Annotated in this window: 20 protein-coding genes and 2 pseudogenes; 11 read left to right on the top strand and 11 right to left on the bottom strand. The window is 44.4% G+C overall.

From position 1 onward, the window contains the following. Positions 1-65 precede the first annotated feature (65 nt). The 6 genes and pseudogenes from BCT11_RS21080 to BCT11_RS21055 form a co-directional block, all read right to left on the bottom strand. Positions 66-1,085, bottom strand: coding sequence for an FUSC family protein (locus BCT11_RS21080; protein ID WP_102389275.1), 1,020 nt, complete (start codon positions 1,083-1,085; stop codon positions 66-68). A gap of 133 nt (positions 1,086-1,218) precedes the next feature. Continuing rightward, positions 1,219-2,216 (bottom strand): annotated as a pseudogene (locus BCT11_RS28620) (DUF2955 domain-containing protein). Then, the gene (locus tag BCT11_RS21070) at positions 2,206-3,312 is read right to left on the bottom strand and encodes an HlyD family secretion protein (RefSeq protein ID WP_102389212.1); all 1,107 of its coding nucleotides are present in this window, start codon (positions 3,310-3,312) and stop codon (positions 2,206-2,208) included. Before BCT11_RS21070 ends, BCT11_RS28620 begins: the two are co-directional and overlap by 11 nt. Before the next feature lie 242 nt (positions 3,313-3,554). Continuing rightward, positions 3,555-5,318, bottom strand: coding sequence for a hypothetical protein (locus tag BCT11_RS21065; protein WP_102389211.1), 1,764 nt, complete (start codon positions 5,316-5,318; stop codon positions 3,555-3,557). Positions 5,319-6,515: 1,197 nt separating this feature from the next. After that, a complete protein-coding gene (locus BCT11_RS21060; RefSeq protein WP_102389210.1) occupies positions 6,516-6,743 on the bottom strand; it encodes a glutaredoxin family protein in 228 nt (75 codons plus the stop codon). Positions 6,744-6,770: 27 nt separating this feature from the next. Continuing rightward, positions 6,771-6,878, bottom strand: a pseudogene (locus BCT11_RS21055) (glutaredoxin domain-containing protein); the annotation flags it as partial. A 139-nt stretch (positions 6,879-7,017) separates the two neighbouring features. Here BCT11_RS21055 and BCT11_RS21050 point away from each other — a divergent pair. The 5 genes from BCT11_RS21050 (at position 7,018) to tsgA (ending at position 12,396) form a co-directional block, all read left to right on the top strand. Then, positions 7,018-7,533 (top strand): M48 family metallopeptidase, encoded by a 516-nt coding sequence (locus BCT11_RS21050; RefSeq protein ID WP_005427832.1) that lies wholly within the window; start codon positions 7,018-7,020, stop codon positions 7,531-7,533. Then, positions 7,520-8,695 carry a 23S rRNA (adenine(1618)-N(6))-methyltransferase RlmF gene (gene rlmF / locus BCT11_RS21045; protein WP_102389209.1) on the top strand — a complete coding sequence of 392 codons (1,176 nt, stop codon included), beginning with the start codon at positions 7,520-7,522 and terminating at the stop codon, positions 8,693-8,695. The genes BCT11_RS21050 and rlmF overlap by 14 nt, the downstream gene beginning before the upstream one ends. A gap of 200 nt (positions 8,696-8,895) precedes the next feature. After that, positions 8,896-10,035 carry a diguanylate cyclase gene (locus BCT11_RS21040; protein WP_102389208.1) on the top strand — a complete coding sequence of 380 codons (1,140 nt, stop codon included), beginning with the start codon at positions 8,896-8,898 and terminating at the stop codon, positions 10,033-10,035. A 399-nt stretch (positions 10,036-10,434) separates the two neighbouring features. Further along, a complete protein-coding gene (gene deoD, locus BCT11_RS21035) occupies positions 10,435-11,142 on the top strand; it encodes a purine-nucleoside phosphorylase (protein ID WP_102389207.1) in 708 nt (235 codons plus the stop codon). A gap of 87 nt (positions 11,143-11,229) precedes the next feature. Beyond that, positions 11,230-12,396 (top strand): MFS transporter TsgA, encoded by a 1,167-nt coding sequence (gene tsgA / locus BCT11_RS21030; RefSeq protein ID WP_102389206.1) that lies wholly within the window; start codon positions 11,230-11,232, stop codon positions 12,394-12,396. Between the two features lie 72 nt (positions 12,397-12,468). Here tsgA and BCT11_RS21025 read toward each other — a convergent pair whose 3' ends face one another. From BCT11_RS21025 to BCT11_RS21000, 5 genes are all read right to left on the bottom strand, one after another. Continuing rightward, entirely contained in the window at positions 12,469-13,143 is a 675-nt protein-coding gene (locus BCT11_RS21025; RefSeq protein ID WP_005439924.1) for a Crp/Fnr family transcriptional regulator, read from the bottom strand. 9 nt (positions 13,144-13,152) lie between these two features. Next, a complete protein-coding gene (locus BCT11_RS21020) occupies positions 13,153-13,581 on the bottom strand; it encodes a hypothetical protein (protein WP_102389205.1) in 429 nt (142 codons plus the stop codon). A 157-nt stretch (positions 13,582-13,738) separates the two neighbouring features. Continuing rightward, a complete protein-coding gene (locus tag BCT11_RS21015; protein WP_157939366.1) occupies positions 13,739-17,449 on the bottom strand; it encodes a M66 family metalloprotease in 3,711 nt (1,236 codons plus the stop codon). A 424-nt stretch (positions 17,450-17,873) separates the two neighbouring features. Continuing rightward, entirely contained in the window at positions 17,874-18,980 is a 1,107-nt protein-coding gene (locus tag BCT11_RS21005) for a M20/M25/M40 family metallo-hydrolase (RefSeq protein WP_102389203.1), read from the bottom strand. 602 nt (positions 18,981-19,582) lie between these two features. Continuing rightward, the gene (locus BCT11_RS21000) at positions 19,583-20,044 is read right to left on the bottom strand and encodes a TetR/AcrR family transcriptional regulator (RefSeq protein ID WP_102389202.1); all 462 of its coding nucleotides are present in this window, start codon (positions 20,042-20,044) and stop codon (positions 19,583-19,585) included. Positions 20,045-20,444: 400 nt separating this feature from the next. Between BCT11_RS21000 and hppD the strand changes: the two genes are divergently transcribed. The 6 genes from hppD (at position 20,445) to BCT11_RS20970 (ending at position 25,727) form a co-directional block, all read left to right on the top strand. Continuing rightward, entirely contained in the window at positions 20,445-21,518 is a 1,074-nt protein-coding gene (hppD, locus tag BCT11_RS20995) for a 4-hydroxyphenylpyruvate dioxygenase (RefSeq protein WP_102389201.1), read from the top strand. Continuing rightward, entirely contained in the window at positions 21,511-22,641 is a 1,131-nt protein-coding gene (locus BCT11_RS20990) for a homogentisate 1,2-dioxygenase (RefSeq protein WP_102389200.1), read from the top strand. The genes hppD and BCT11_RS20990 overlap by 8 nt, the downstream gene beginning before the upstream one ends. Positions 22,642-22,650: 9 nt before the next feature. Then, the gene (locus tag BCT11_RS20985) at positions 22,651-23,688 is read left to right on the top strand and encodes a fumarylacetoacetate hydrolase family protein (RefSeq protein ID WP_102389199.1); all 1,038 of its coding nucleotides are present in this window, start codon (positions 22,651-22,653) and stop codon (positions 23,686-23,688) included. A 20-nt stretch (positions 23,689-23,708) separates the two neighbouring features. Next, on the top strand, positions 23,709-24,377 hold the full coding sequence (gene maiA / locus BCT11_RS20980) for a maleylacetoacetate isomerase (protein ID WP_102389198.1): 669 nt from the start codon (positions 23,709-23,711) through the stop codon (positions 24,375-24,377). Positions 24,378-24,574: 197 nt separating this feature from the next. Next, entirely contained in the window at positions 24,575-25,237 is a 663-nt protein-coding gene (locus tag BCT11_RS20975; protein WP_039978152.1) for a DUF2726 domain-containing protein, read from the top strand. 151 nt (positions 25,238-25,388) lie between these two features. Further along, positions 25,389-25,727 carry a hypothetical protein gene (locus tag BCT11_RS20970; protein ID WP_045406942.1) on the top strand — a complete coding sequence of 113 codons (339 nt, stop codon included), beginning with the start codon at positions 25,389-25,391 and terminating at the stop codon, positions 25,725-25,727. Positions 25,728-25,926: the final 199 nt, after the last annotated feature.

Raw genomic sequence — 25,926 nt, 5'->3', positions numbered from 1 at the left:
TTGCATCCAATCAAAACCAAACTATTCAATGGAAAGCCTCCCTTTAATTGGGAGACTTTTCTTTTTTATGCAGTTATCTCTTTCTCATTAAGTGGTATCAATACCCCAAGAGCCACCATGGCCGCGCCACCGATTACGGTGAACAATACTCGCTGCGAAAAGATCAATTCAGCCATTTCCGGATTAAAAGGACCTACCGATACAGTAAGAATAAGCAGCATGATACAAGCCGTGGCAATGGTGTAGTTGTGCTCGAGATATACAAGGATGCCGTAAAGCGAAGCGATGACCAAAACCCACATGGTTATTGTCATTGCCATGTCGGCGTTGAACGAGCCCAATAGCAATCCCACAGGCAAATAAACTAATGCGCCAAGCAAGGTTCCTGATAACCGTTGCCATGCTTTCGGTGCTAAGTCTTTACTAAACGGGCTATGGATCATCATAAATAGGTAAGCACCTAAAACGGCTCCTGCGCCACCCCATATGCCTAACGACAACACCAAGCCAATTCCTAGCGCTTTGCGGCTGGAGTACTTGAGATCAACACGACCAATTTTATGTGTGGTGTTCATCGAGCCATTCTGGGCGTTGGTATTTCTCCAAACCAGCGTACTAGCACTGATCGCCACAGTGATGCCAAGCACAACCGATACTGAACGTTGAAGCATGAGTTCTGTGGCTGGGATATCTACTGGCATCATCATCGATAACAACATAAACGTCAGCGGCAGAATGTACTTTGGTACTCCTTGGTGGTGTTTATCACGCTCTGTTATGACGAGTAAAAAAGCAAACAGCGCACTGGTAACAGGCGCATAAGCGATAGGCACCATGGAAAGTGGTACCGCAGTCAAAGTCATGACCAAAGGATGAAGGCTACCTAATAGCGTGTCCTTTGTTGTGCTGAATTTGAGATTGTATAGGTAGTGGATGATTCCCACTTCCACCGCCACAAAAGCTTCTCCGACATCATAAAAATACGCACTGATGATAAGCAGCACGATAGAAAGCAAAAACATGCGGTTGCCTAGCACAAGGTAAGGCTTTGGCGGGATGAATTTTTGAGCGAGTGAATCGAGCATGGCGTATTTCCCATCCTTCAGTGAATAACAATATGGAAGGTATGAGATTACCAATTTGATGAAATATTCATTGCCAGTTTGCGACAATAGTGATGAAAGCTTGAGCAGCATAAAGTGTCCAAGCTTAATGCGACTACGCGATCTTCTTGTCGCGAGATTCGAAGAAATAGGTCACAAATACCATGTAGGCAACGACCAACACTAACTGCCATATCCGAACGTAAAACTTATCGTCTAGCGCACCGCTGCTCATGGAGGTACCCATTAACACCATAAAGCCCGTAAATGCAGTGGCGTAAACTGGGGCTTTGGCGGGCTCGGTGTAAATCTTGGTCCCAAGTAACGTAATAACCACCAACATCACTAGCATGTAGATGTACATATTTGGCACCAGAGAAATGGTAACGAAAGCGGCGAAAGCGAGTAGTCCTCCTAACACATTACTGATAACAAAAAACAATGATGTTTTGCCCGCTTTGTCGCTGGTTGCCATCAGAGAAAGCAGCATGACAAACGCAACGGTGAGCAATATTTGTGACAGTTGGAAATAGAAATAAAAACAAACCAAGGGAAACGACATCATCCAAGCTCGAATCGCAGCATTCCAAGGAACTTCTTGAGTTAGAGGGGAGGGAAGCCAGCAAATTCCGTCGCATCCTCTTCTGGGAAGTAAACATGCGACACCCCGTAAAGCGCTACGGCGACGATACCAGAAAACGCAAAACCGATGCCTACGTCTAACGCAGCTTGCTTGTCGATGATAGTAACCGATGGAATCAAAATCAGGGCAATCATTAAGAAAGTGGCAAACATTACCCATTTCGGATCGGTAAATAGGTAATAGCTCCACAACATGCCCAGCGACAGAACAGCCAGAAAACCTATTTTGTACTCTGGCAAGCCGCTTGATACCAAAAAGCCAATGACCGCAGTGGAGATCAACGCATAGCCAAGTTGTTTGACATGTAGAATATGAAACTGCGGTTTATCGACGATGAATTTTGCAGTCAAAAGAGGCGTACAAAATGCCAAAGGCCAGTTAAACCATAACGCGATGAAAGTAGCCAAACCTACAGTGACAACATAGCGCAGGATTCGACGTTCTTGTTCTTGAGTCAGACTATCTAACATAAGAGAACACGCTCACTAGATTGATCCAAATCTTGCCCAGAAAGTTAAATAGAGCATTGCTCTCGGTGTAGATCACCACATCTGCTTGTCCACCGATACGCATGAAGTCAGCCGCATGTTTATCATCGAGCTTAATGGTCACGGGCATACGCTGTGTATCGCGAAGCCAACCATTTTGATTTTTTACGGTGGCTAAGGTGCCTGGCTGATTATTCGTGCCCCATGCAACCCCTAAATCTACGGAAGATACCGTGCCAGAGAAGGTTTGTCCGGGAGCATAATCGAGCGCAATTTCAACTTTATCTCCGGCGTTAATATTGCCCATGCTGTTTTCGCGAAAGAAGGCTTCAAGCCATAAACCGTCGCTTTCAACAAACGTCATCAAAGGAGAGCCTGCCGTGGCATATGCGCCTTGCGACAAATTAAAATTGGTCACAGCGCCATCAGAAGGTGCTCGCATTGTCGTGCGTGATAAGTTCAGCTGCGCTTGTTGCAGTTCCAGTAAAGCCGATTGGATCTGAGCGTTTTCTTCACCTTCCGCTCCCACCTGAGCTTTTGCTTTTTCTAGGTTCGCTTTGGCGTTAACGACATCGGCATTCGCTTTATCAATGGCTGCGCGAGTAGTGTCTGCATCTGATTTTGAAACCACGCCTTTTTCTGCCATGGCTAAAACTCGTTGACCTTGGCGTTTAGCATTTTCTTGTGCCACGAGCGCGGTGGTCAATTGAGCTTGTGCCGACATCACACCTGCCATTTGCGAGCCAACATTCTGTCCTGCGATTTTGAGCTTTGCTTCTGCTTGCTTGACCGCAATCTGGTGATCGGTGGTATTAATTTGCAGTAGCACATCGCCTTTTTTGACTTCGGTATTTGGCTTAATGCTGACGCTGTCTACTTGGCCAGAAACTTGTGGGATCAATGAGACGACATTGCCTTCCACACGGACATTGTCGGTCGTCGGAATGATGCGATCTGCCACAATCGCTGTACCAATGGACACCATAGTGAGTGCCAATAATGCATTGGTTGTGCGCTTGACCTTATTAACAGGTCGCGGCGTCTGGCTTACTTGGTTTTCTGCTGCTGTCTCTGACATATAAACACTCACTAATGATGAAGAAAGATGGTCAGAGTTCACCATCGACGCAAGATTGGCGCGAATTAAACTGAGACCGGTTGGCTTAAGTGTAAAAATACAGTGTGTGAGTAACTAAAAATTGCCATTATGCGACATTCAGAAATTTTGCAGAGTAGTGGTTTGAATAAGATCGACAGACAAAGAAATAGGACGGGCCGGAGTACCTTTCCGGATTTCCTCTTTTTGTTATTAATGCCAAATTAAACAGGCTTTTCAAACTCCGGAATTGTTCTTAGTCGTTCAGAAATAGATAGGACTTCCTCCCGAAGTTCAGTTATCACACCTAGTCGTGCACCCTTGCTCAACTGCGGCTGTCTTAAGTCGATACTGTCTAACAGGTATTCAATATGGACTTGGTCTTGTCCATAAACTCCGGCACAATCAACCACGTTAAACCTGCTTCTAATAAAACGGACGAAGTCACTTATATCTTTATTGCTCCAATGTTCCAGAATGAAGTCAAAGTCTTCGCTTTCAAAATATTGTAAAAATCGGTCATGATGCTCCAACCTTGATTCTTCGACTACTAACTGCCATGACTCCCTAAAACGCTGCTTGTATGATTCAATCTTACTGTCTTTTTCACTTTTAGCGGTGTCTGATAAGAATTGTGAGAATAGTTCAGTTAGTTCTTTGTCATGGACGTAATATCTAAGATCACTTCGTAACTCTTCTGGTTCTTCGGGTAAACTGAATTTGGATGTTTCCAAAAGGTCTTTAACTCGTGATAGAAACTTACTAGCATCATCTTCTACATAGAAGTTATCTATCATGAAGAGGTAGACATTACATGCTCGAATCCAAATTATGAAATCTTCTTTTTTTGGTTTTGCTATCAGTTGTCTAATTTCGGGAAGCCGTTCTTGAAGCCAATCGTCGTCGTTTTTTCTGAAGTTGTAGTCTAAGATTCCTTGTAGTTTATTTTCTGGTAGTGGCAGTTTTAACTCCGTTGTCAGATCTTTGAAGTTATTTTCATATGAGGCGATGAATCGAATGTGATTCTCGGTAGCCAAATGGCGTAATGGGTGTATTAGGCTTCGTAATAGGGATTCCGGAGAGTCATCCTGTTTAGTTTCTTCGCGATATGGACTTTCGCGAAAAGCCTCGAATACTTCGTCTAGAGTGAAACCATGATTATAGATGGCGATACATACAGCGAATGAGGTAAAGAGATTGTTTCTATCGATCTGTAAATAGTCTAAGTTATCGTCTCTTTGAAATAGCCCGCTAATTGCATTGTATCGGTCAATAGAACGTCGTATAACTCGAATATTGTCTACTTTGTAATCGGTAAGAATTCCTTCGATCTGTAGTTTTTGACTTTCTGAAAGTGCTTTGTAACCAGTATACATGTCGTCTAGAACTCCAATCAATTCAGATGGAGAACGGTTGAAAGTCACAATGTCACTAAATGCTTTCTCTATATCTGCTTTTTCCATATCTTCTTTGGCTTTGATCTTTTGTAGGTTGCCAATGACTACAATCTTTACTTTCTTCTGCTCACATAGGTTTAAGCATTCGCCTAAGATTTGAGATCTTAGTTCGTCAGAAGATAAACGCTCTAGATCGTCAATGAATATCAATAAATTATTAATTTTATTGAAATAATTCTGTTTTACGATTGAGCCTATGCTACTCAATGCTTTGCCGACACCTCTCGTTCCTTCAAAAGTTTGTACCGAAAAATCAGCAGCGCTGTTTGAGCGACGAGCAAACCATGCTGTGTTGTCATTCTTTGTGTACGCGAGAGAGAGTAGGCGATCTTTGAAGTCATCTAAACTAGACACACCATATAGAGATAGGTAGATGCTCTTGTGTGATTTCTTGTAGTATTCATCTAGGTGAGGTTTGAGAGTGTTCTTTACATAGTGAGTTTTCCCGATCCCCCAACGACCATCGCAAAGAAGGATACTAGGAAAACTATCATCTTCTAATAGACAATGAATTCTTTCTTCAAGTTTCATCTGACATCTCATACAGTTAGCATGTTTTTGATTTAATCATAAACAGGGTATTGAATACGAGACTATTTGCGTAATTGTGGAAGGTTGTTTTAAAGGTAACCTGGTTTTCTGTGAAACGTGTTCTCTTGCTAATGGTTGTGTGTTTTTTGACCGTCGATTCGGTTGTTTACATTGAAAATGTGCTCGATAGTTTTTTCAGGCTGTAAACAGTGATTTCTTTATCCGTTAGGGTCAAAAAATAAGATCTAGTTTTAGTGTCTGAAAATGCAAAGGGCAATCACAAAATTAAGATCCGAAAGCAGAGGTAAAAAGGACAATCGAAAACTTATTGTTTTGAAAGGTGATTCATCCTACCAATCCGAAAAGAAGTAGTATTCGGTTGACAAGAACATGGTTTAGATTTGCTGCTGTAGATATAAAAGTCACATCTACATGTAGTTGCATGGCTTGTGCATTTAATACTATATGTAGTGTTTTTTTTGATTTTTGACTACTAACAGAAAAACGTGCCAAAAAGAAATGTTCAGTTTTGTGAATCTAATCACTGTGGTCTTTGTAACTTATTGATTTATATAAGTGTGCTAGAGGTTGAGGCGGTCAGTTATAGACCGAAATACGTGTAAAAACCCACGTATTTTAAGTAACTTACAACATATGTTCGAGAGAGGTGATTTGGTGTCGAAAAACAATACGCTGTATAATGGCTGCGTTCTGATGAAGAACAGAAGAAAGGTTGCCTCGGTAACTGTAATTTACTGAGGCATAGATAGAAATCTATATAGGAGAAAGACTATAAGCGACCCATACAATCTTGCGTATGTAATCATTGCAGTATCGATACTTATCAGAGCATCAACTGGTTTGATTAAAGCACTATCACAATTCTTTGAAGTAATTAAGTCGCTATCCAAGCGATAACCTTTCAAACCCGAAAAGCACGGCAATGCTTAGTAGGGTTTTATCAAACTGACATAAAACATGTCATTATTACGTCTGATGCGCACATAGTAACTTAACGGAGCGTCAATTTCATTAAAAACAAGCGAGTCAAAACTTAATCTGTGTCACATTTGTGCTGCTGAAGTAACAAACTAATTGACTTTTTTGAAAAAGCCAATGTTGATAAGTTTTATTGATTCTGTGGGTAAGGTTGTGGATAAGTGTGTTAGCTATTGATTTTATTTAAGTTGTTGTTTGTTAGGCTTTATACATGCGCTCAAAATTCTTTTGATTCCAACCAATCATGATTTGATCGCCAATCTTCAACACAGGCACAGACCTAGCACCAATAGCGTCCAACTCCTTACGACCTCTTTGCATTTTCGCATTCGTTAACCTGTATTTGTAACCTTTCGAATCCAAGTAACGTTGAGCGTCTTTACAGTGAGGGCATTTGTCAGCGACATATAACACCAATCTTTTCATTTTCTTCTTCCCCCAAATCGGTCGCTATGCTTTTGCGTTGCACAAGCGGTAGTTAATATTTTTCGAATCAAGATAACGTTGAGCATCTTTGCAGTGCGGGCATTTGTCTTTGACGTAAAGAACGACACGTTTCATTCAATTTCTCTCCATTATCGTCGGGAGGCGAAGTTTAGCGAGGTTTCGCAACAAAGGAAAGCTCGAAACCTAAGATGAAACTCTTCCTTATCTCAGGTATATTTAGCGCCTTTCTTTTGTCATAGCAGACTTAATACGCATGCATCCGTCACTTCGATACATTCAAGGTTATCCGCAGAACATTGTTGAGCAAGTCAGTTCACTCATCGACAGCGGTAAACTGGTGCCTTGGTTCGAAAAACGCTACCCAGATAGACACCAAATCAAAAGCGAAAAGGCACTCTACGAGTACGCAATAGCGATCAAAAACCGCTATATGAAGAAAGCCGCGCCTATTAGCAAAGTGGTCTACGATAAGAAAATTCACGCCGTCAACAATGCACTTGGTTTGCATAGCGTGATCAGCCGTAACCATGGTGGCAAGCTCAAATCGAAAAATGAGATACGTATTGCGAACGTGTTTAAAGATGCACCTGAAGCGTTATTACGTATGCTGGTGGTGCATGAGTTGGCGCACACTCGTGAGAAAAACCACGACAAAGCATTTTACCAACTGTGCTGTTATATGGAGCCTGAGTATCACCAACTCGAATTTGATGCTCGTCTGTTTATGATTTACCTCGATTTAAAAGCGAATTCGAATGAAGACCAATAATCACAACGCGAAACAAGCTCAGCCAAAAACGGCGAAGTCTAAGCCGAGCAAAGATGCCACCAAGATCAAACCAAAGCGTGTGAAAAATAAGCCGACAGCAAAAGCCGCAAGTGCAGCAAAAAACACTGGTCTGAAAGCTAACGCCGTTAACCAAAGTAGCGATGTGGAAGTGATCAAAATTGCTAAAAGTGGCTTGCATGAACGTAATGCACATCGAGGTCGCTACGATTTCAAAAAGCTAATCACAGCAGAGCCTCAGCTCAAATCATTTGTGATAAAGAACCCGAAAGGGGAAGACTCAATTAATTTCTCCGATCCAAAAGCCGTCAAGATGCTCAACAAAGCATTGCTGGCGGCGCACTATGATATTGAATATTGGGATATCCCTGATACTTACTTGTGCCCGCCAATTCCTGGGCGCGCGGATTACGTTCATCGTGCAGCCGAGTTGCTTGATGCTGAAGTAAAAGGCAAATACGCCCACCATAAAGTGCGAGCGCTTGATGTGGGTGTAGGGGCAAACTGTATTTACCCAATCGTAGGTGTGACTCAATATGGATGGCATTACACCGGTAGCGATGTTGACCCAAAATCGATTGAATCAGCACGAGCAATCACAGAACGTAACGCCTCGTTAAACGGTAAGATCGAACTCGTACAACAAACCAGTGAATCCAATATTTACCTCGGTATTATCCAGCCAAACGATCGCTACGATATTACGACTTGTAACCCGCCATTCCATCGCTCTGCTGAAGAAGCGGCGATGGGCAGTCAGCGTAAGTTAGAGAATTTAAAAGCGAATCAGCGTAAGAAGGGCGTGAAGGTTCATGCTAATCAAGCAAAAACGCCGCAAGTAAAAGCCAATAAACCAACGCTTAACTTTGGTGGTCAAAATGCTGAGCTATGGTGTGAAGGTGGTGAAGCTGCTTTTATCCGTAAGATGGCGAACGAAAGCCAAGCATTCAGTGCACAAGTGCTTTGGTTTACCACGTTAATCTCAAAGAAAGATAATGTTCGTCCGATGCGCAAGCAACTTGAAAAGTTGGGTGTAAAAGCGATCCGAATCGTAGAAATGAGCCAAGGACAAAAAATCAGCCGCTTTATAGCTTGGTCCTACATGGACAAAGCGCAGCGTAAAGCGTGGATTGAATTAAAGTAATTATTCACAGTATACTGTTCTAACCCATAAAAATAGCACCACTCTGTCGGTGCTATTTTTTAACATTAAATTTATTAATTTAATATTTATAACAAATTTGGTTATTGTTCTGCTTAATTGATTTGATTATAAGGGCTATCAACTTTAAATAACATGGGGTACTATCCCCCACAAGAAATAGTGTTAATGCATGAATAGTTATGTCTGATAATGAACTGATCATTTTTCCTTGGAATCACAATTTTGAGACAGGGATTAAAAAGATCGATGAACAACATTACCATCTCTTTTTATTGGTAAATAAATTAGCCAATACGTTGATTTATGATGACCAAATAGAAGTTGACGGTGTGTTTAGTGAATTAAAGGACTACGCTCAATATCACTTCTCTTTTGAAGAAAGCATCTGGAACGAACACTTTCTCGATGATGTTTGGAATGATGATCACAAGAAAAGTCATGCATCGTTCGTTAACGAAGTCATCAAGATTCAATCTGAATCTAAAACCCTCAACTGGCAAGAATCTATCGAACATATTCTGCAGTTCTTAATTCGCTGGCTCGTATTCCATATCATCGGTGACGACAAGAAAATGAGTGTCGCGTTGAAAGAGTTGGAATCTACCGATTCTTTAGAGACGGCAAAAGTGAATGCGGTAGATACACTCCAAGGTATCAACGGCTTAGTCGCAGATACCGTTCTCAAAATGTATTTTGAAGTGTCTACTCAATCCATCGAGCTTGTTAGAGAAAAACATCGTCGTTTTGTGGCAGAGAAAGAGTTGAGATGTCTCAACAAAAAGCTGCAAGAACTTGCGATAACTGATGAATTATCGGGACTATATAACCGTCGATACTTCAACATCATGACGCCAGACATTCTTTCTAAAGCGCAAGCAGGAAAGCAAACTGTCAGCTTTATTTCCATTGACTTAGATTACTTCAAACAACTGAATGACGAGCTTGGTCACCTAAAGGGCGATGAGGCCATCACCAAGGTTGGGACGTTATTATCTTCGCAATTCAATGGTGTTGACGAAATCGCTTTTCGAATGGGTGGGGAAGAGTTTTTGATTGTGCTTGTCGACTCAGAGCATGAACATTGCGTTGAGCGCGCAGAGTCATTGAGAGAATCGATCTCTAAACTTTCAATCCTATGCGAAAATAATGCTCAGGCTCACTTGCTAACGAGCTCTATTGGCGTATTTAGTCAACGGGTAGAAACACACTTAGACATTCGATACTTCTTAGATAAAGTAGACCAGTGTTTATATAAAGCAAAACTGAGTGGAAGAAATAAGGTTGTTGCAGAATCTATACTCACTATTGAATCTAAATAAAAACTACAGGTGATTTTTATAAATATAATAAAAAGGAAAAGTAATACTATAATTACAACTTTTCTTTTGAGAGGCTCTTAAAAATCAATGACAATGAATCTGATTTATTGAATGAGTTGAAGTTATAAGCGGCCCTCTGATTAAAAAGCAAACCTGTAAACCTCCATGACAGAATTTGTAATCTGTTTTTATATTTCTTTCTTTACCGTAGCTATTTCAGTCATTAATGATCATTCGCTTCGAACCGATGCAACTTCGTCGGTTTATCTGTTGAACTGACCCCATATTTACTGTTTTCTCAGTTATGAGAGCTCGCACTTTCAAACCGGACTTTTGTCCTGAAACTTTGTCCTGTTTCCTCATTATGATTGCGCCATCAGAACGAAAGAGGAAAACACTATGACTGCTCATATCGCAGGTTCTGCAGAAGATTTTGCTTCAACTGTTATCATGCCGGGCGATCCGTTACGCGCTAAATACATCGCTGAAACCTACCTAGATGATGCCAAACTGGTTACGGACATTCGTAACATGTTGGGCTACACCGGCTACTACAAAGGTCAGCGCATTTCAGTGATGGGGCACGGCATGGGCATTCCATCAATGGTGCTTTACGGTCACGAACTGATTAATGACTTTGGTGTGAAACGCATCATCCGAATCGGCAGCATCGGCGCGACGCAAAAAGATGTTCACATGCGCGACGTTATCCTAGCCCAAGCGGCAGGCACAGATTCACCGACGAATGCTAAGCGCAGCAGTGGCTACCATATGGCAACGTCTGCAACGTTTGAATTGCTGCACAACGCTTACATGTCTGCGAAAGAGAAGGGTATTGATGTCAAAGTGGGTAACATCTTCACAGGCGATCTTTACTACGATCCGGATGAAGACATGATCCCAGCCCTAGAGCGCTTTGGCGCGCTTGGTGTGGATATGGAAGTAGCGGGCTTGTACGGCTTGGCACACCAATTCGGCATTGAATCGCTGGCGATTTTGACCGTGTCTGATCACTGCATTACTGGTGAAGAAACCACAGCAGAAGAGCGTCAACTTTCTTTCAATAACATGATTGAAATCGCGCTAGAAACTGCGATTAAAGCTTAACCCTACAATTAAGTTTTCTTTGAGAGCTGGTTAGTCGGCTCTCTCTAATACTAAGAACATCTATCTCATGAGCCCTTGGAGTGAATTATGAAAAATAAAATAACACTCACCGCAATTAGCTTTCTCGCCAACTTCATCATGGCGGGTTTTGCAACCCAATTTGGTATGTTGGTTGAACCGCTTGCCAACACCTTTGATGCGAACGTTAACGAAGTCGCGTCGATTTTCTCGCTGCTAAACGGCGGCGCACTTGCCGGTACGATCGCGGCTTTCTTTTTGATTGAAAAAGTCGGCATTAAACGCATGACCGTATTGTGTTACGGCGCGATTGCCGCGGCAGCACTGAGTCTATACGTCGCGCCATCTCTGTTTATCGTGATGCTTGGCATGACTGTGATTGGTTTCTGTGGCGGTGTCGGTCTTTGTATCGCGGGTACTATCGTAGTATCGGTGTGGAAAGACAAAATTCAAAGCACCATGCTGGTGGTTCAAGATGCGACCTTTAATGTTGCAGGCGTCGTCTTCCCATTGATCACCACTTACGCGCTGACGAACGCAATGAACTGGAGCATCAGTTACCTAAGCGTGGGTGTAGTGGCGTTGGCAACCATGTTTGTTGCTCTGCTGACCAACTTTAACCAATGTGGTGGTGAAAGCGGCTCTGAGCAAGAAGCAAAATCTGAATGGAACTTCGGTATCATCAGCGGTGGCGTAGGTTTGTTCCTAGGTATGCTTGCGCTATACACCTTCTTAACTTGGGCGCCAATGTTCGTGAAAGAGAAGTTTGATATTCCATTTGAGCAAGCGGGCAACATCATCACTCAATACTGGTCTGCAGCTCTGGTTGGCGCGTTGGTTTCTACCGTGATTGTTTCGCGCATGAAGATTCAGACTTTCTTACTGACCATCATCTCTGTTGCTATGGTGATCACCAGCGTTATCGTTACTACGGATAAACTAGAATGGTTGTCATACCTGACTTACGGTTACGGCTTTGCTTGTGCAGCGCTTTACAATGCTTTCATCGCTTATGGTGTATCGTTTGTGCGCAATGCAACCAGTAAGAACGTGTCTTACATCTTAATCAGCGGCAGTGCGGGCGCGATGTTTAGCCCAGCTATCAGTTCGGTAATGGAAAGCGTGGTTGGTCTGCAAACCGTGATGTACGCTATCCCAGTTATCTACGCAGTAGTCGTCGCAATGCTAGTGGTTTCAATGAAGTTTAAGACAGTAGAGCAAACGCAAACCGCTTAAATGAAGTTAAGTAAGAGAACAAAAAGGTCTGCACCATGCAGACCTTTTCTCATTTACGATTGAAGAACTTAGCTATTCTTCAACAAAATTACGCAGTCCGTCCAAGTCGAGAATACGTAATCCTTTCTTTTCTTTGGCGATAAAGCCCTTGTTTTCAAGCTCTTTCACTGCGCGGCGATAAACACGGTCTGAGGTGGCAAATCGCTCCGCTTCCAAATAGTTCTTTTGGAACCCATCCACTGGCAGGTCATTTAAATACTGATGATAAATGTCGTACGCCACGTTATAGGTGATTGGGTAGAGTAATCGGCGAGAAAGAATCTCCACCGTATCTTGGTAATCAATCGCGATGGCGCTGGCAAAGTAAAGCGACAGTCGAGGCTGTTCTAACAAGCATTTTTGCAGCTTTTGCGCGTCAATAATCGCAACTTCAACCGGTTCTACCGGAACGATGTCCATTTGGCAGCGATAGCCGGTAAAGAACTCCATCTCACCAAAGACTTGTTGTTCACACTCAAGCGTACCAAGCAGAAAGGTTTTGCCGTTTCTTGCCGTGACACCCATGGAAATGCGACCGGAATCGACCAGATATAAGTTTTCGACATGCTCACCTTGGGTAAGGAGCTTTTCGTTTTCATCAAAAATTCGGCGCGTACAGATGCAATCTCGGATCGTTTTTTCGATGAGATGCTTATCTTCACTCCATTGCGCCTCGAAGCGTCCTTTACCTAGGGTTTGTAATTGCATCGACGTACCTTAAACGACAATTCCCGCGAGCTCAAAACGTGCCATTAATAGCTTGCTCTCTTGCTGATACCAACTTGCTGGCATGTTGGGTTTAAGCTGGGCTTTTTCTTGTTTGCTGATCACAACATAGCGCAAAAATGTGTCGAGTGTGCTCACCATTATTTCAAAGCTCATGTCGCCATCTTTACTGATGGTTTTTAATAGTCCAACGACCGTATCTTCCGGTATCAATGGTTCGATAACCGCATGTTTGCGCTTGGTAATTGTCTTAGAACAAGGTAGTGAAGCACGGGCAGTTTCCCAACATACTTTATTGGTTTTACTCACGATGTTGTGTTTGTAGCAGTAATAGCTAAACAAAAAGCGTGACAGGTTCTGCCAGCGCTCAGCTTGGACTTCTAACCAAAGGTGTTGCAGCTCGATATCAGCATCAGTCATGGGAATGAATCAGAAAAGGAAAAGAGGGCGTAGTGTAACTCGGTTTGAGGGCTACGCCAAAAAGACCGCAGAAATAAAATAGAAAGAAGCCCTACACAAGTCTGAGCTTAGGTAGGGCGTTAACGTTAAATGATCATGCTACGAACATTTTTACGAGTTAGAACTGACCGAGATATTGCCAATCAGCGTTGTTTGGGTTCGCCTCCGTTGGCCAAGGGAAGTACCAGTACTTGCCGTCAATGAGGCGGTAGTAATGGTAACCACCACGGAAGTGGTACACGTAAATATCGTTTATCGTTCCCGTGTTGTTGTTCTCGCCCCAAACTCCCATGCGATCTTGCTTGTACCAGTTTAATATTTCGGCTTCAAACTTAGCTAGGTCACTGTTGAGCTCAGCAATGTACTGTTCAATATCCGTATCGCTACCAATAAAGCGCCAATCAGCGTCAGAGGTGTTTTGAACTGGCAACGCGCTGTTCACTCCCGGACGTTTTTGCATAAAGTAACGGCGCTCACCACTTTCATCGGTATCAATGAAAATAGCGTTCTCAGATTGTCCCCATGCCGTTGAACTCGCTTGTTCCCACGTTAGCAACTGCGGTTGATTGAAGTAGTTGGCAATGCGCTGTGCATTGTCGATGTTACTACGATCGACTTTCAGTGGGTTAAAACCAAACTGGACATGGTTTTCCGCTGAGCCTAGGTACTTCCAGCCTTCATTGTCTGCTTGGTTGGTTGGGAAATCCGCCGCAGAGATATCACGCATTAGGAAGTAATCGCGAGTGCCGGTGACTGGGTTAGGGTACACGTAAAGTGCACCAGCGCGGCGTTCTGCGCTTGTCTCACCATTGTTCAGCACACCCGCTCCGTAGTTGTCTGCTACGAACTTGTCGAAGTCAGCCACAAAGCCAAAGTCGATGCGGTTTAACGCTGCGTTGTCGGCAAACATGACTTGTTCATCAACGTATTGTTTGTAACCGTGCTCCTGACCAACAAAGATAGGACCAACAAGCTTATCGATCGCTGGGTTTTGATCAGGGATCAAGCTATCTAGCACTTGTTCACCATTCACGTCAGTACAACTTAAGGTGACACGAGTCGGCAGTGGCAGTTGCTCTAGGTTAAAGTGGAACTTATTGCTTTGTGAGTCGTTTAATCGGCTACTTGCAACCGCAATGTTCTGTACTGAGCCATCCTGGCGTTCCACCGTAACTGCGCAGCTACGTTGAGAGATCATACTCGGTTGATGCATTCCACCTTGATGTCGTGCGTAACGCCAATCTGCTCCGTTGTTGTGTTTCACGCCGCTAAACTGTTGGCAATGGGAAGAGGTAAAGTAGCCCGCACCATCATGGCTCGTGCCAGATTTATCAAGCACGCAAAGTGGCACTTCGCCAATTTCGGTGTTCGGCGTGTAAGTCACAGCGCCTTCACCGTATTTAGACAGCAGTGAGTAGTCATGATCTTGAGATATCATGCGCTCACGGTGACCATTGATGTCCCAGTACATATCTTCGCTGCTTTCACAACGAGCCATATCCGCACTGACTGTACCAACGAAGTTTGCGCTTTCGCCGTTGCTTGCTGTGTAGCTGAACTGACAAATACGAGCCTGCTGGTTGTTGACCTTCATCGTTTGCCACAAATCTTGTTGAATTTGCTCGTCAGACAAAGAAGACACCGCTTGCCAACCTTCCGGATGGTAAGTTACGTCGGGTGCAGAAGGCAGCTCAAATACGTTGCCGTAGTTGGAGTAAATTAGCGGGTACACTTGGTTTGCAAGTTCGTTACGCGGATCGTAAATGCCCAACATGGTGACAACAGGTACGCCTGCCGCACTAGGTACTGGCGTGTCGGTTTGTGCTTCTTCGTAACTTTGGCTTTCTTGATTCCAACGAACATAGCCAGTCGAGCTGTTTAAATCAACGTTAAAGCCGTTATTGAGCCAAGTTTGTACACGGCGAGACTGAGAAGGGTGCTCTAACGTGTAATGACTAATGGTGCCTAATAGTGCGGCTTCACCACCGGCTTGAGCGTCACGCATAAAGCGGAATTCACCCGCAAATGGTGGTACCACTTCACCACCCACATCGTTAGTCGTGGCTTCACCTGTCCAGTGTAAGTTACCGATAAAGCGGCGATGCAGAGCATCCCAACCCCAACCAGATTCCAAATCGTGCGTGGAAGCATACCAAGGGTAGTGACTGAGACCATAGTTATGACCCAGTTCGTGTGACCATTCGTTACCGGTTGTCGCTGTTAACGTCACGATGCCGCCACCGCCACTGCCGCCATGGTCAATAACGCCGTTGGTGTACACGCCGCGGTTGGTGTGCGCAGTAATGTGGTTGAAGCGTTTATTGTAAGCTTGCGAATAGCCGGCACTATCGACAATGCCGACGTTCGCATTATTCACACCTGTAGATACCAGTGCTTTACCAATGGCTTCACGCATGTCACCACCGTGCCAGCCACCTTCACCATCGGAGCTTGTGGTGTAAACCTTACCGTTTGGCAGCGTTACTTTCGGGAAATAAGCGGCAGTGTAATCTGCCATCACCAGTTTAGATGCTGGGATTTTCTGGAAGTAATCGGCGCTGAGTTTTGCCATGTTTTTGATCATGGTGTTGCCATCACGTGGCGCCGTGAGCATACCCATGTCGATGTTTTGAATGATAAGCTCCGGCGCGCCGCCAAAGACAAGTTCATTGGCAGCTAAGTCGCCTTGGCGATCAGTGTTATCGGTTAAGCGCAGCGACAAGCCTGGCTTCATCCAATCCCATTGCAACGGCAGTGACCACGCGTGATGGGAGAATACCACTTTAGAACGTCCATTATCTGGCTGATCAGAAGCCGCAAGCGCGCTTGGTGACAGCATTGGGAGGCGAGTGATTACAGTGCCTTCAAAGCTCACTTCTACCCAAACTTGCTGAACGGTTTTGTCTTCTGGCGTGAATAAAAGCAGAGCTTCACGGTCGATCACCAAGTCAGGGAACAGGTTCACATCGTTTTGATTCGGGGCGGTGGTAGTATGGGTTTGAGCAAAATGGATAGAACCAGTCAAACCGCCATTCAAGTGATTTACTAGCGTTAATTCGTCTGCGTAGCCAAGGCGTGCTGCACTTGTCGTGAACTCAATCTTTTGTGGCTCGATACAATCAATCGCATTGCACGAAGAAAGCTCCGCCGTGTACCGAGTGTCTGGTTTCAGGTTATCAATGAACAAGCCAGATTGAACGTTGTCGTAACGAACAGGCTCAGAACCTGATTCGGTCAACGTCAAAACCACATTGTTATTCGTGTTTTGCGTAGCCCATTTTAGCTGAACACCTTGATCTGAAACGCTGGCTACGTTAAATGCATTGATGTTTGGCGCAGATAGGTCGCCACAATCAGAAGTCTCGATGTTTTGAATCATGTCCGACTGCCAAATGTATTCGCCATTTGGACGCTTTGAGCCACGCGCAGCAGGGATATATTCTACGTAGCAACCTGTGTCGTCTGGGTTCATCACGCCAAACTCTTTGTGCATCAGGTAGAAGCCACCGTTGTACATGATGAATTCCCATTCAGTACCGACGAAGTCCACCACGTTGCGGTAGGCTTGGTCTTGATCGCCGAATAAGAATGGGAACTTAGGGTAGCCATCAAAGTTCACCCAGTATTCATAGCCTTGGAAATCAAGGTAGGTTTCGCCATCGCGTTGAGACGTACCTTGACCTTTGTCTGCTAACTGCTTGAGCATTTCCATGCGTTCAAAGGTTTGGTTTCCGATTTCGACCAGTGTCAGATCGTGGTTCGCGTATGCGAAAGTGGCTGTACTTCCTAATAAGGATGAGATCAGCCAAGCGAGCGTGTTTTTCTTCATATTAGACTCTACTTTTGCCAATTGAATAGACATTTATGTGTCGCCAGAAGCTCGACACAGTATGGAGGGGGATTACATAAGCACTCTCAATGCAAGTGGCTTATGGATTTGATTATCTGATGGGAACCGCCGGCGAAATAGATAGCATGAATTATGCCTGTGATTTTGCTTCCAGCTCTGATTTGATCACGAAATCAGATTGGTACCTTATGTCCAAATTCACATTTATCCATCTATACAAAATGGTGTTTTCTATGTATGCGTACGCCATATTGCTCTGGGGAATCGTTGTTTTTTGGTGGCTTAACTGCGTAATAGAAGGGGACGTTACTCAACGGAAATAAAAATCCCCTCCATGCACAAGCAAGAAGGGGATTCGAGTTAGCGTTTCAAATTCAGCGTTAGTTACGCTTTATTCTCTAGATTATTTCACTAGGAAGTGCTTAACGAATTCCGTGATTTTCACCATGTCGTCAACCGCGATGAATTCTTCAGTTGTGTGTACTTTCGCCATACCAGTAGAAAGGTTTACCGTTGTTAGACCTTTCTTGTTGAAGTTGTTTGCGTCGCTGCCGCCACCAGTGCCTTTTGTGAATGCATCGATGCCCATGTCAGCGAATGCCGCTTTGATTGCTGAGACGTGAGCGTTGTCTTCTTCGATAACAAATGCGTCGTATGCGCGGCTTGATTCGATTTCAACTTCTGCGCCGTGTTTTTCACATACTGACTCGAAGGTAGAGATCATATGGTTCACTTGCGCTTCTAGCTTCTCACCGTTTAGAGAGCGTGCTTCAGCAACGATTTTTAGTTCTGGCATCACGATGTTTGTCGCTTGACCGCCGTTCACCATACCGATGTTTGCTGTGGTTTCTTCATCGATACGAAGCAGCTTCATGTGGTTGATTGCATCTGCCGCTACCATGATTGCGCTGATGCCTTCTTCAGGTGCTAGCCCCGCGTGTGCTGGGCGACCTTTGATTGTTGCAACGATTTTTTGCTGACCAGGTGCTGCTGTCACGATAGTGCCGATAGGACCGCCTGTGTCCAGTACGATCGCTTCTTTAGACGTTACGTGTGTCATGTCGAAGTACTCAGAGCCGAACAGACCGCCTTCCTCATGCACAGTGAAAGCAAGCTCTAACGTTTTGTGCTCTAGGTTTTCAGCTTGGATGCAACGAACCGCTTCCATGATTGCAGCAATGCCAGACTTGTCATCACCGCCAAGGATTGTATTGCCTTTAGATCGAATGATGCCATCTTCGATGATCGGCTCAATGCCGATACCAGGCGTTACTGTATCCATGTGGCAGCTCATGAGGATAGAGCCTTCTTTCTTACCTTCTAGACGTGCATAAACGTTGAAGCCATTAGAAATGTGTTCTGGTACAGGTAGTTTTTGAACCGTAAAGCCTAACTCGCCCAGTTGCTCAGCCAGAGTTTCTGCGATTTGTTTTTCATTCATAGATTCGCTATCGATGCGAACCAGTTGGCAGAAATGTTCAACTAGACGTTCTTGATTAATTTGTGTCATTTGGATGTCTCTTTCTTTCTTGGTCGAGACCGCAGCGGTATAGAGTGCGAGCCCGAAAGGGAACAGAACACCTCTTATTACACACCTAGTCCGTGTCAAAACTGTCTTGAATCAAAAAATACCGCTGCCTGACATTCTCTTGACCTACGAATTACCGGATCTGATGCGGTGGTCACGAAAGTAAAAATGGGCTAGGTAAATATGTAAACAAGACTAACACCCAGTTTTTTGGGGTGATAGAGAAAAACTAATCGTTTGTTATGAGCTTTTAGCGAATTTTTAAAAATATCGAAAGTGACTGATTTATATAAGGGCGAGTGGTATTTATGTACAGAGTCGAGCTATTTATGTAATTGATGAAAAGTTAACAGTATAACTGCATAGTCGATTGTAATTTAACGGGTAATTATTGAAGCAGTATCACATCTATGGGTTAATACAGTCTCTGTTTATTCATGTCCTCTCGCACTGCCTTTCTGGATAGGCCGAACTCTGCAAAGAGTTCGGCCGCTATACTTAAATAATAATCAAATCCAAGTTTTCTGAGTATAAAAACGCAAAAAGCCGAGTCACTGACTCGGCCTCGTATCCAGATAATTGGGTTAACTTTTTTGCAAGCTCAATAAAGTTACGCCTATCAACCATTCAATCGTGCGTTGGCATGACTTGTTAAGCTTGAACGATGCAACAGTCTCAATCTGCGTTTGAATCTCATTGAGATAAGGTGTGTGATGCTCACAAACGGTCATCAAAAATGCCAAACGCCAAATCGCCATAAACGCTTCATCGCCAAACGCATGTTCCCAACTGTCAATGAAGTCTTTTTCATTACCTGACATGTTCAACTTATCGGCCATGATTTTTAGTAGTCGGCCTTGTAGAGCGCGAGGAATATCGGCTTTCTTTGCAAAGTGATGGCTTATGCCCGTCCTCGATATTCCCGATTGCTCACTCAACGTCGTGTAGGACATCTTCTCGTAACCAAGCTTGATCAACTGCTCTGTCGCGACATCGAGGATGGTGTTGATGGTAATCTGGGTATCTTCTTGAGTTCGGCGTGCCATAACTATTTGCCAGTGTAGTGGTTAAAAAATGATACTACCACTTATCGGCACTCATTCCATATATTATCAGAATAATTGTCCGTATATTGACACTGTTTGAATGAGAATTGCGCGTTACTGCCCACAAAAGTCATTGCGGTAACAACCTGTTTACATCTTAATTGGGCGTGTAAATTTAAAAACGATATGCTAATGCGTTGATATTATGTGTTTTCCTTATTTTTCACGTAAACGATTGCGGGCGAATAATGTCGTGTAACATATTTTTTACATTACGTTGCAAAAAGTGCATGAAGCTAGATTTCCTCGTATGTATTCCAATTTTTCTCCTCCTGCGCCAAGTTAGAAATATCGAACAAGAACGTATGTTCAAACACAACAATGACATAAGGAGAAAGTCATGGTGGACACCTACAACCCATTAGGCACGGATGGATTCGAATTTGTGGAATACACAGCGGCGGATAGCGAAGGTATTGAACAACTGAAAGCGCTGTTTGTTTCGTTGGGTTTTGCAGAAATCGCAAAACACCGTTCTAAAGAGGCTTGGCTGTACCGACAAGGTGACATCAGCTTTATCGTTAATGCTCAGCCGCACAGTCAGGCAGAAGGCTTCGCTAAAGTTCATGGACCTTCCGTTTGTGGCATGGCATTTCGCGTGCAAGACGCTAACGTGGCGCTAAAGCAAGCGCTGGATAACGGCGGTGAAGAGTACAAAACGGAAATCGGTCCGATGGAGCTAAGCATTCCGGCAATTTACGGTATCGGTGAGAGTCTTCTGTACTTCGTTGATCGTTACGGCAAACAGAGCATTTACGATGTCGACTTCCGCTTCTACGATGATGCAGAAGAGCGTCTAGCGGAAGCAGACGTTGGCATGTACGAAATCGACCATCTGACTCATAACGTGAAGCAAGGCAACATGGACGTGTGGTCAGGATTTTACGAGCGCATTGGTAACTTCCGCGAGATTCGCTACTTCGACATTGAAGGTAAGCTGACAGGGCTTGTTAGCCGCGCAATGACCGCACCGTGTGGCAAGATCCGCATTCCAATCAACGAGTCTTCTGACGACAAATCCCAGATTGAAGAGTTCATCCGTGAATACAACGGTGAAGGTATTCAGCACATCGCGATGACCACCGATGACATCTACCAAACCGTTCAAACACTGCGTGATCGTGGCATGGACTTTATGCCGACACCAGATACGTACTACGAGAAAGTCGACGAGCGCGTAAAAGGACACGGGGAAGACGTCAACAAACTGCGCGATCTACAAGTTCTTATTGATGGCGCGCCAACCAAAGACGGCATCTTGCTGCAAATCTTCACCCAGACCGTTATTGGTCCGGTGTTCTTCGAAATCATTCAACGTAAAGGCAACGAGGGCTTTGGCGAAGGTAACTTCAAAGCCTTGTTTGAATCGATTGAAGAAGATCAAATCCGCCGAGGAGTACTAAGCGATGCATAAATGGATCACATTCCCTCATCGGGAGGGAGTGTGCTCCAAGCAAGCACATGCTGATTTCCCGGAAGAGGCAATTTACGAACGTGAAGCAGGTCGAAGTGGGTTCTTCGGTCCTGCGGCACACTTTCATCATCAACACGCACCGACAGGTTGGTCTGAGTGGGAAGGCGATTTACGTCCGCGAGCTTTCGATTTCAACCTAGTCGAAACGGCGAGTCAGATTTCGCCTTGGGCAGTGCCGCATCTTCTACACAACGCCAACTGTAAGATCCGTGTATGGCGTATGCACGAGAAGATGGACTTCTTGGTGCGTAACGCCGATGGCGATGAGCTGCTGTTCATCCATCACGGAACTGCAGACCTTTACTGCGACTATGGTCATCTCAAAGTGAGCGAAGGCGATTACGTGATGATCCCGCGCTCAACCAGTTGGCGATTAGAACCAAGTGAGCCAATGTTTGTTCTGATGATTGAAAACACCGATGCCGCTTATTCTTTGCCAGAAAAAGGCATGGTGGGTAATCATGCTGTATTTGACCCAGCGGTTCTGCAAACGCCGTCAATTAATGACGAATTCCGTGCGCAATACTCAGAAGAGCAAACCCAAGTTCATGTGAAGCGCCATGACAAAGTCAGCGTGATTACTTACCCATTCAACCCGCTTGATGCGATTGGTTGGCACGGTGACTTGGCAGTGGTGAAAGTGAACTGGCGTGATATTCGACCTTTGATGTCGCATCGCTATCACTTACCACCTTCTGCCCACACTACATTTGTTGGTGCTGGATTCGTGGTGTGTACGTTTGTGCCACGTCCAATCGAGAGCGACCCTGGCGCACTGAAGGTACCGTTCTATCATAACAATGACGATTATGACGAAGTCTTGTTCTACCACGCAGGGGATTTCTTTAGCCGTGACGACATTGAAGCAGGCATGGTGACTTTCCATCCGGCAGGCTTTACTCATGGCCCTCATCCGAAAGCGTTCAAAGCGGGTCAGGAGTATAAGAAGAAGTTCACCGATGAAGTGGCAGTGATGATTGATACGCGCCACGCGTTAGAGTTTTCTGACGAGCTCGATAAGGTTGAAAACAAAGAATACGTCTATAGCTGGCAAGAGAAGTAAGGGGCAAGGATGAAATTAGCAACCAAGAAAAATGGCACTCGAGATGGTCTGTTGATGGTCGTGAGCAAAGACCTGACACAATGTGTTCCGGCAACCGAAATTTTCCACGCGATGCATCTCGCACCGACCATGCAAGTGGCATTGGATAACTGGGATAAAGTCGCTCCGCAACTGGAAGATCTTTATAACGCGCTAAACAATGGTTCGGTTTCAGGAAGTGAAGAGTTTGAATCCCACTATCTAGCATCACCATTGCCTCGCGCCTATCAATGGGCGGATGGCAGTGCTTACGTCAATCACGTCGAATTAGTGCGTAAAGCGCGCGGTGCGGAAATGCCAGAAAGCTTCTGGACCGACCCTTTGATGTATCAAGGTGGTTCCGACGCATTTATTGGTCCTTGCGACAACATCGAATTTGCCAGCGACGAGTGGGGTATTGACTTCGAAGGTGAAGTTGCCGTGATCACCGGTGACGTCCCGATGGGAGCAAGCATTGCAGAAGCACAAGAAGCAATTCGTCTTATCATGCTAGTTAACGATGTGTCGTTGCGCGGTTTGATCCCAGCGGAGCTGGCGAAAGGTTTTGGTTTCTTCCAATCAAAACCGTCATCGGCGTTTTCTCCTGTTGCAGTAACACCAGATGAACTGGGAGAAGCATGGTATGAAAACAAAGTTCATTTGCCTTTGGTTTCAACCTATAACAATGCACCGTTTGGCTGTCCAAATGCAGGTGTAGATATGACGTTTGATTTCGCCGACTTGATTGTCCATGCTAGCAAAACACGTCCACTTTCTGCGGGTGCGATCATTGGCTCGGGCACCGTATCGAACAAGCAGGGCACGGAGCATGGTACCTCTATCGAAGAGGGGGGCGTAGGCTATTCGTGCATTGCAGAAGTGCGCATGATTGAAACCATTCGTGATGGTAAACCGTCGACAAGCTTTATGTCGTTTGGTGACTCAATCAAGCTAGAGATGTTTGACGCAGATGGCAACTCGATCTTTGGCGCGATTGATCAGCAAGTCAGCCAATACCTAAAACACTGAGAGGGAGGGGCAAGGGAAGTATGAGCGATAACATCACCCTCTATGGCTATTGGCGGTCTTCTGCGGCTTATCGAGTTCGCATTTGTTTGAACTTAAAAGAGCTGAAGTACGAGTCCAAATCGGTTCATTTGGTACGTAATGGCGGCGAGCAGCATAGCGCGGAATACCATGAGTTAAACGCCTCTGAGCTTGTGCCAGTGCTGGTGGATGGTGATATTCAACTCAACCAATCTCTTGCCATCATTCAATATCTCGATGAGCAGTATCCACAAGTTCCAGTGATTCCAGAACCATCGCCACTTCGTTACCAAGCTTTGGCTATGGCTCAGGATATCGCGATGGAGGTCCACCCACTCAATAACTTGCGCGTGTTGCAGTACCTAGAAGGGCAGCTGTCGTGTGACCAAGAGGCGAAAGTCGAGTGGATTCATCATTGGGTTAACCAAGGCTTTACTGCGTTAGAAGAGAAGCTAAACCAGCATAGACAACAACATGGAAACTGTATCTACAGTGTGACTGACTCTCCCTCTGTTGTTGATATTTGCTTAGTGCCTCAAGTGTACAATGCGTTACGTTTTGGAGTGGATATGACTCCTTATCCGGTAATTAGCTCGATTGTAGAAGCATGTAATCAACTGCCTGCGTTTATTGATGCCATGCCAGAGAACCAACCTGACGCGAACAGCTAGCACTCTCTCTACATCTCAATGATTAACAAACGGGCTCTTAATGGAGTCCGTTTTTGTTCTCTCAACTTGACGTAAAAATCGTGTTCAAAACGTTGGCTACTGTTATCATCACCCCGCAAAATTTATCGGTTTTGTTGCTCTGGCTAAAATTTCCATTTAGGCTTTGAGCAACTAGTTGTTTTAGGCGCACTTTATCTATGACCAACATCTTTATCATTGTTGTTCTACTTGTTGTTTTCTTCTTTATCATTCAAAAGTACGTGATCAAAAACGATGACACGCGAGACTTCCCATACCGTTCGAAAGGTCCTTTATTAAAAGGGCAGGAAGGCGCGTTTTTTAATGCGTTAAGAGCAGCGGTTGGTGATCATGCTGTGGTGTTTGCCAAAGTAAACATGGCAACGTTGATCGCACCAAAAGAGGTTAAGAACAAAAAACAGTTCTTTATTGCCAGTAACCGAATTTCACGCAGCTACTTTGATTACGTTATCTGCGACCCTAGAACGCTTGAACCTCGTGTAATTATTGAGCTTGATAATGGTCAGCAATTGCATAAAGGCAAAGTCGAGCGCCAAAAACTGCTGATGCACGTGTGTAAATCGGCGAACCTTCCTTTGATTGGCGCATCGGTGAAACACAGTTATCAAGTGGGGCGTTTACGTCGTTTATTGGCGGCACACATTGATTTGATTGAACCGGATAAAGAAGTCCGCTTTTGTAAAAAGTGTGGCAGTCCGATGATCATCAGAACAGCAAGCCAAGGTGAGTTTAAAGGTCGACGCTTCTTTACCTGTAGCCGCCAGCCAAACTGTACCTACACAGAAAACTACAACGTGGTGTTTGATACCGAAGACGAATAAACATTTCGTTCCCAGATAATGAGATAGAGAAAGGCTTCAACTGGATTGGTTGAAGCTTTTTTCTTTCTTGGTAGTCACAAGTTCCGAGCTTCGCTGCAGTTACCCCGATAGCTCCTATACTTTGATAAAGAAAGAAGAATAGGGACGTACGATGCGATTTGGATGGAGCCTATCTGCATTGCTAGTGGCATTGAGTGTGCAAGCTCAGCAGCCTTTAAAACCACTAGAATGCCAACTTACTGAAACACCACAAGACCACTTTTTGTTCTATCGAGAGCAGATGGTGTACCACAGTGAACAATTTGCGATTTTTCAAAACTTCAAGGGAAGGGTGAGTACGCAGGTGGACCTAAAAACTGGCAAACTGATTCGTACCACGTTTATTGGTGAACCTTTCGAGCCTAAATACCAAATTTTGTTTGGCGATTGCCCAAACGTATCGCAAGTTTTGCAAATTTGGATGCTCAGCGAAGTGTCCTACGATAATTAGCCGAAAATATAAAAGTTAAGTAGATCACACTTTTAGCTCGTACCTGCCAATGCTTTGTCGATAAAATCGTCTAAAAGCGGGTGTTGAGTTTAGATTTTCGCCAAACGAATCAAAGTTAGTGAATTTATGCTTGCACCCCTCATAGGATATAGCTAATATCCATTTCGTTCTTAAGGAATGGGTCCGTAGCTCAGTTGGT

This window comes from Vibrio sp. 10N.222.52.B12, assembly GCF_002875385.1.
Taxonomy (GTDB): Bacteria; Pseudomonadota; Gammaproteobacteria; order Enterobacterales; family Vibrionaceae; genus Vibrio; species Vibrio jasicida.
Note: the sequence above shows the minus strand (reverse complement) of the source record. Positions and strands in the feature narration are given on the sequence as shown.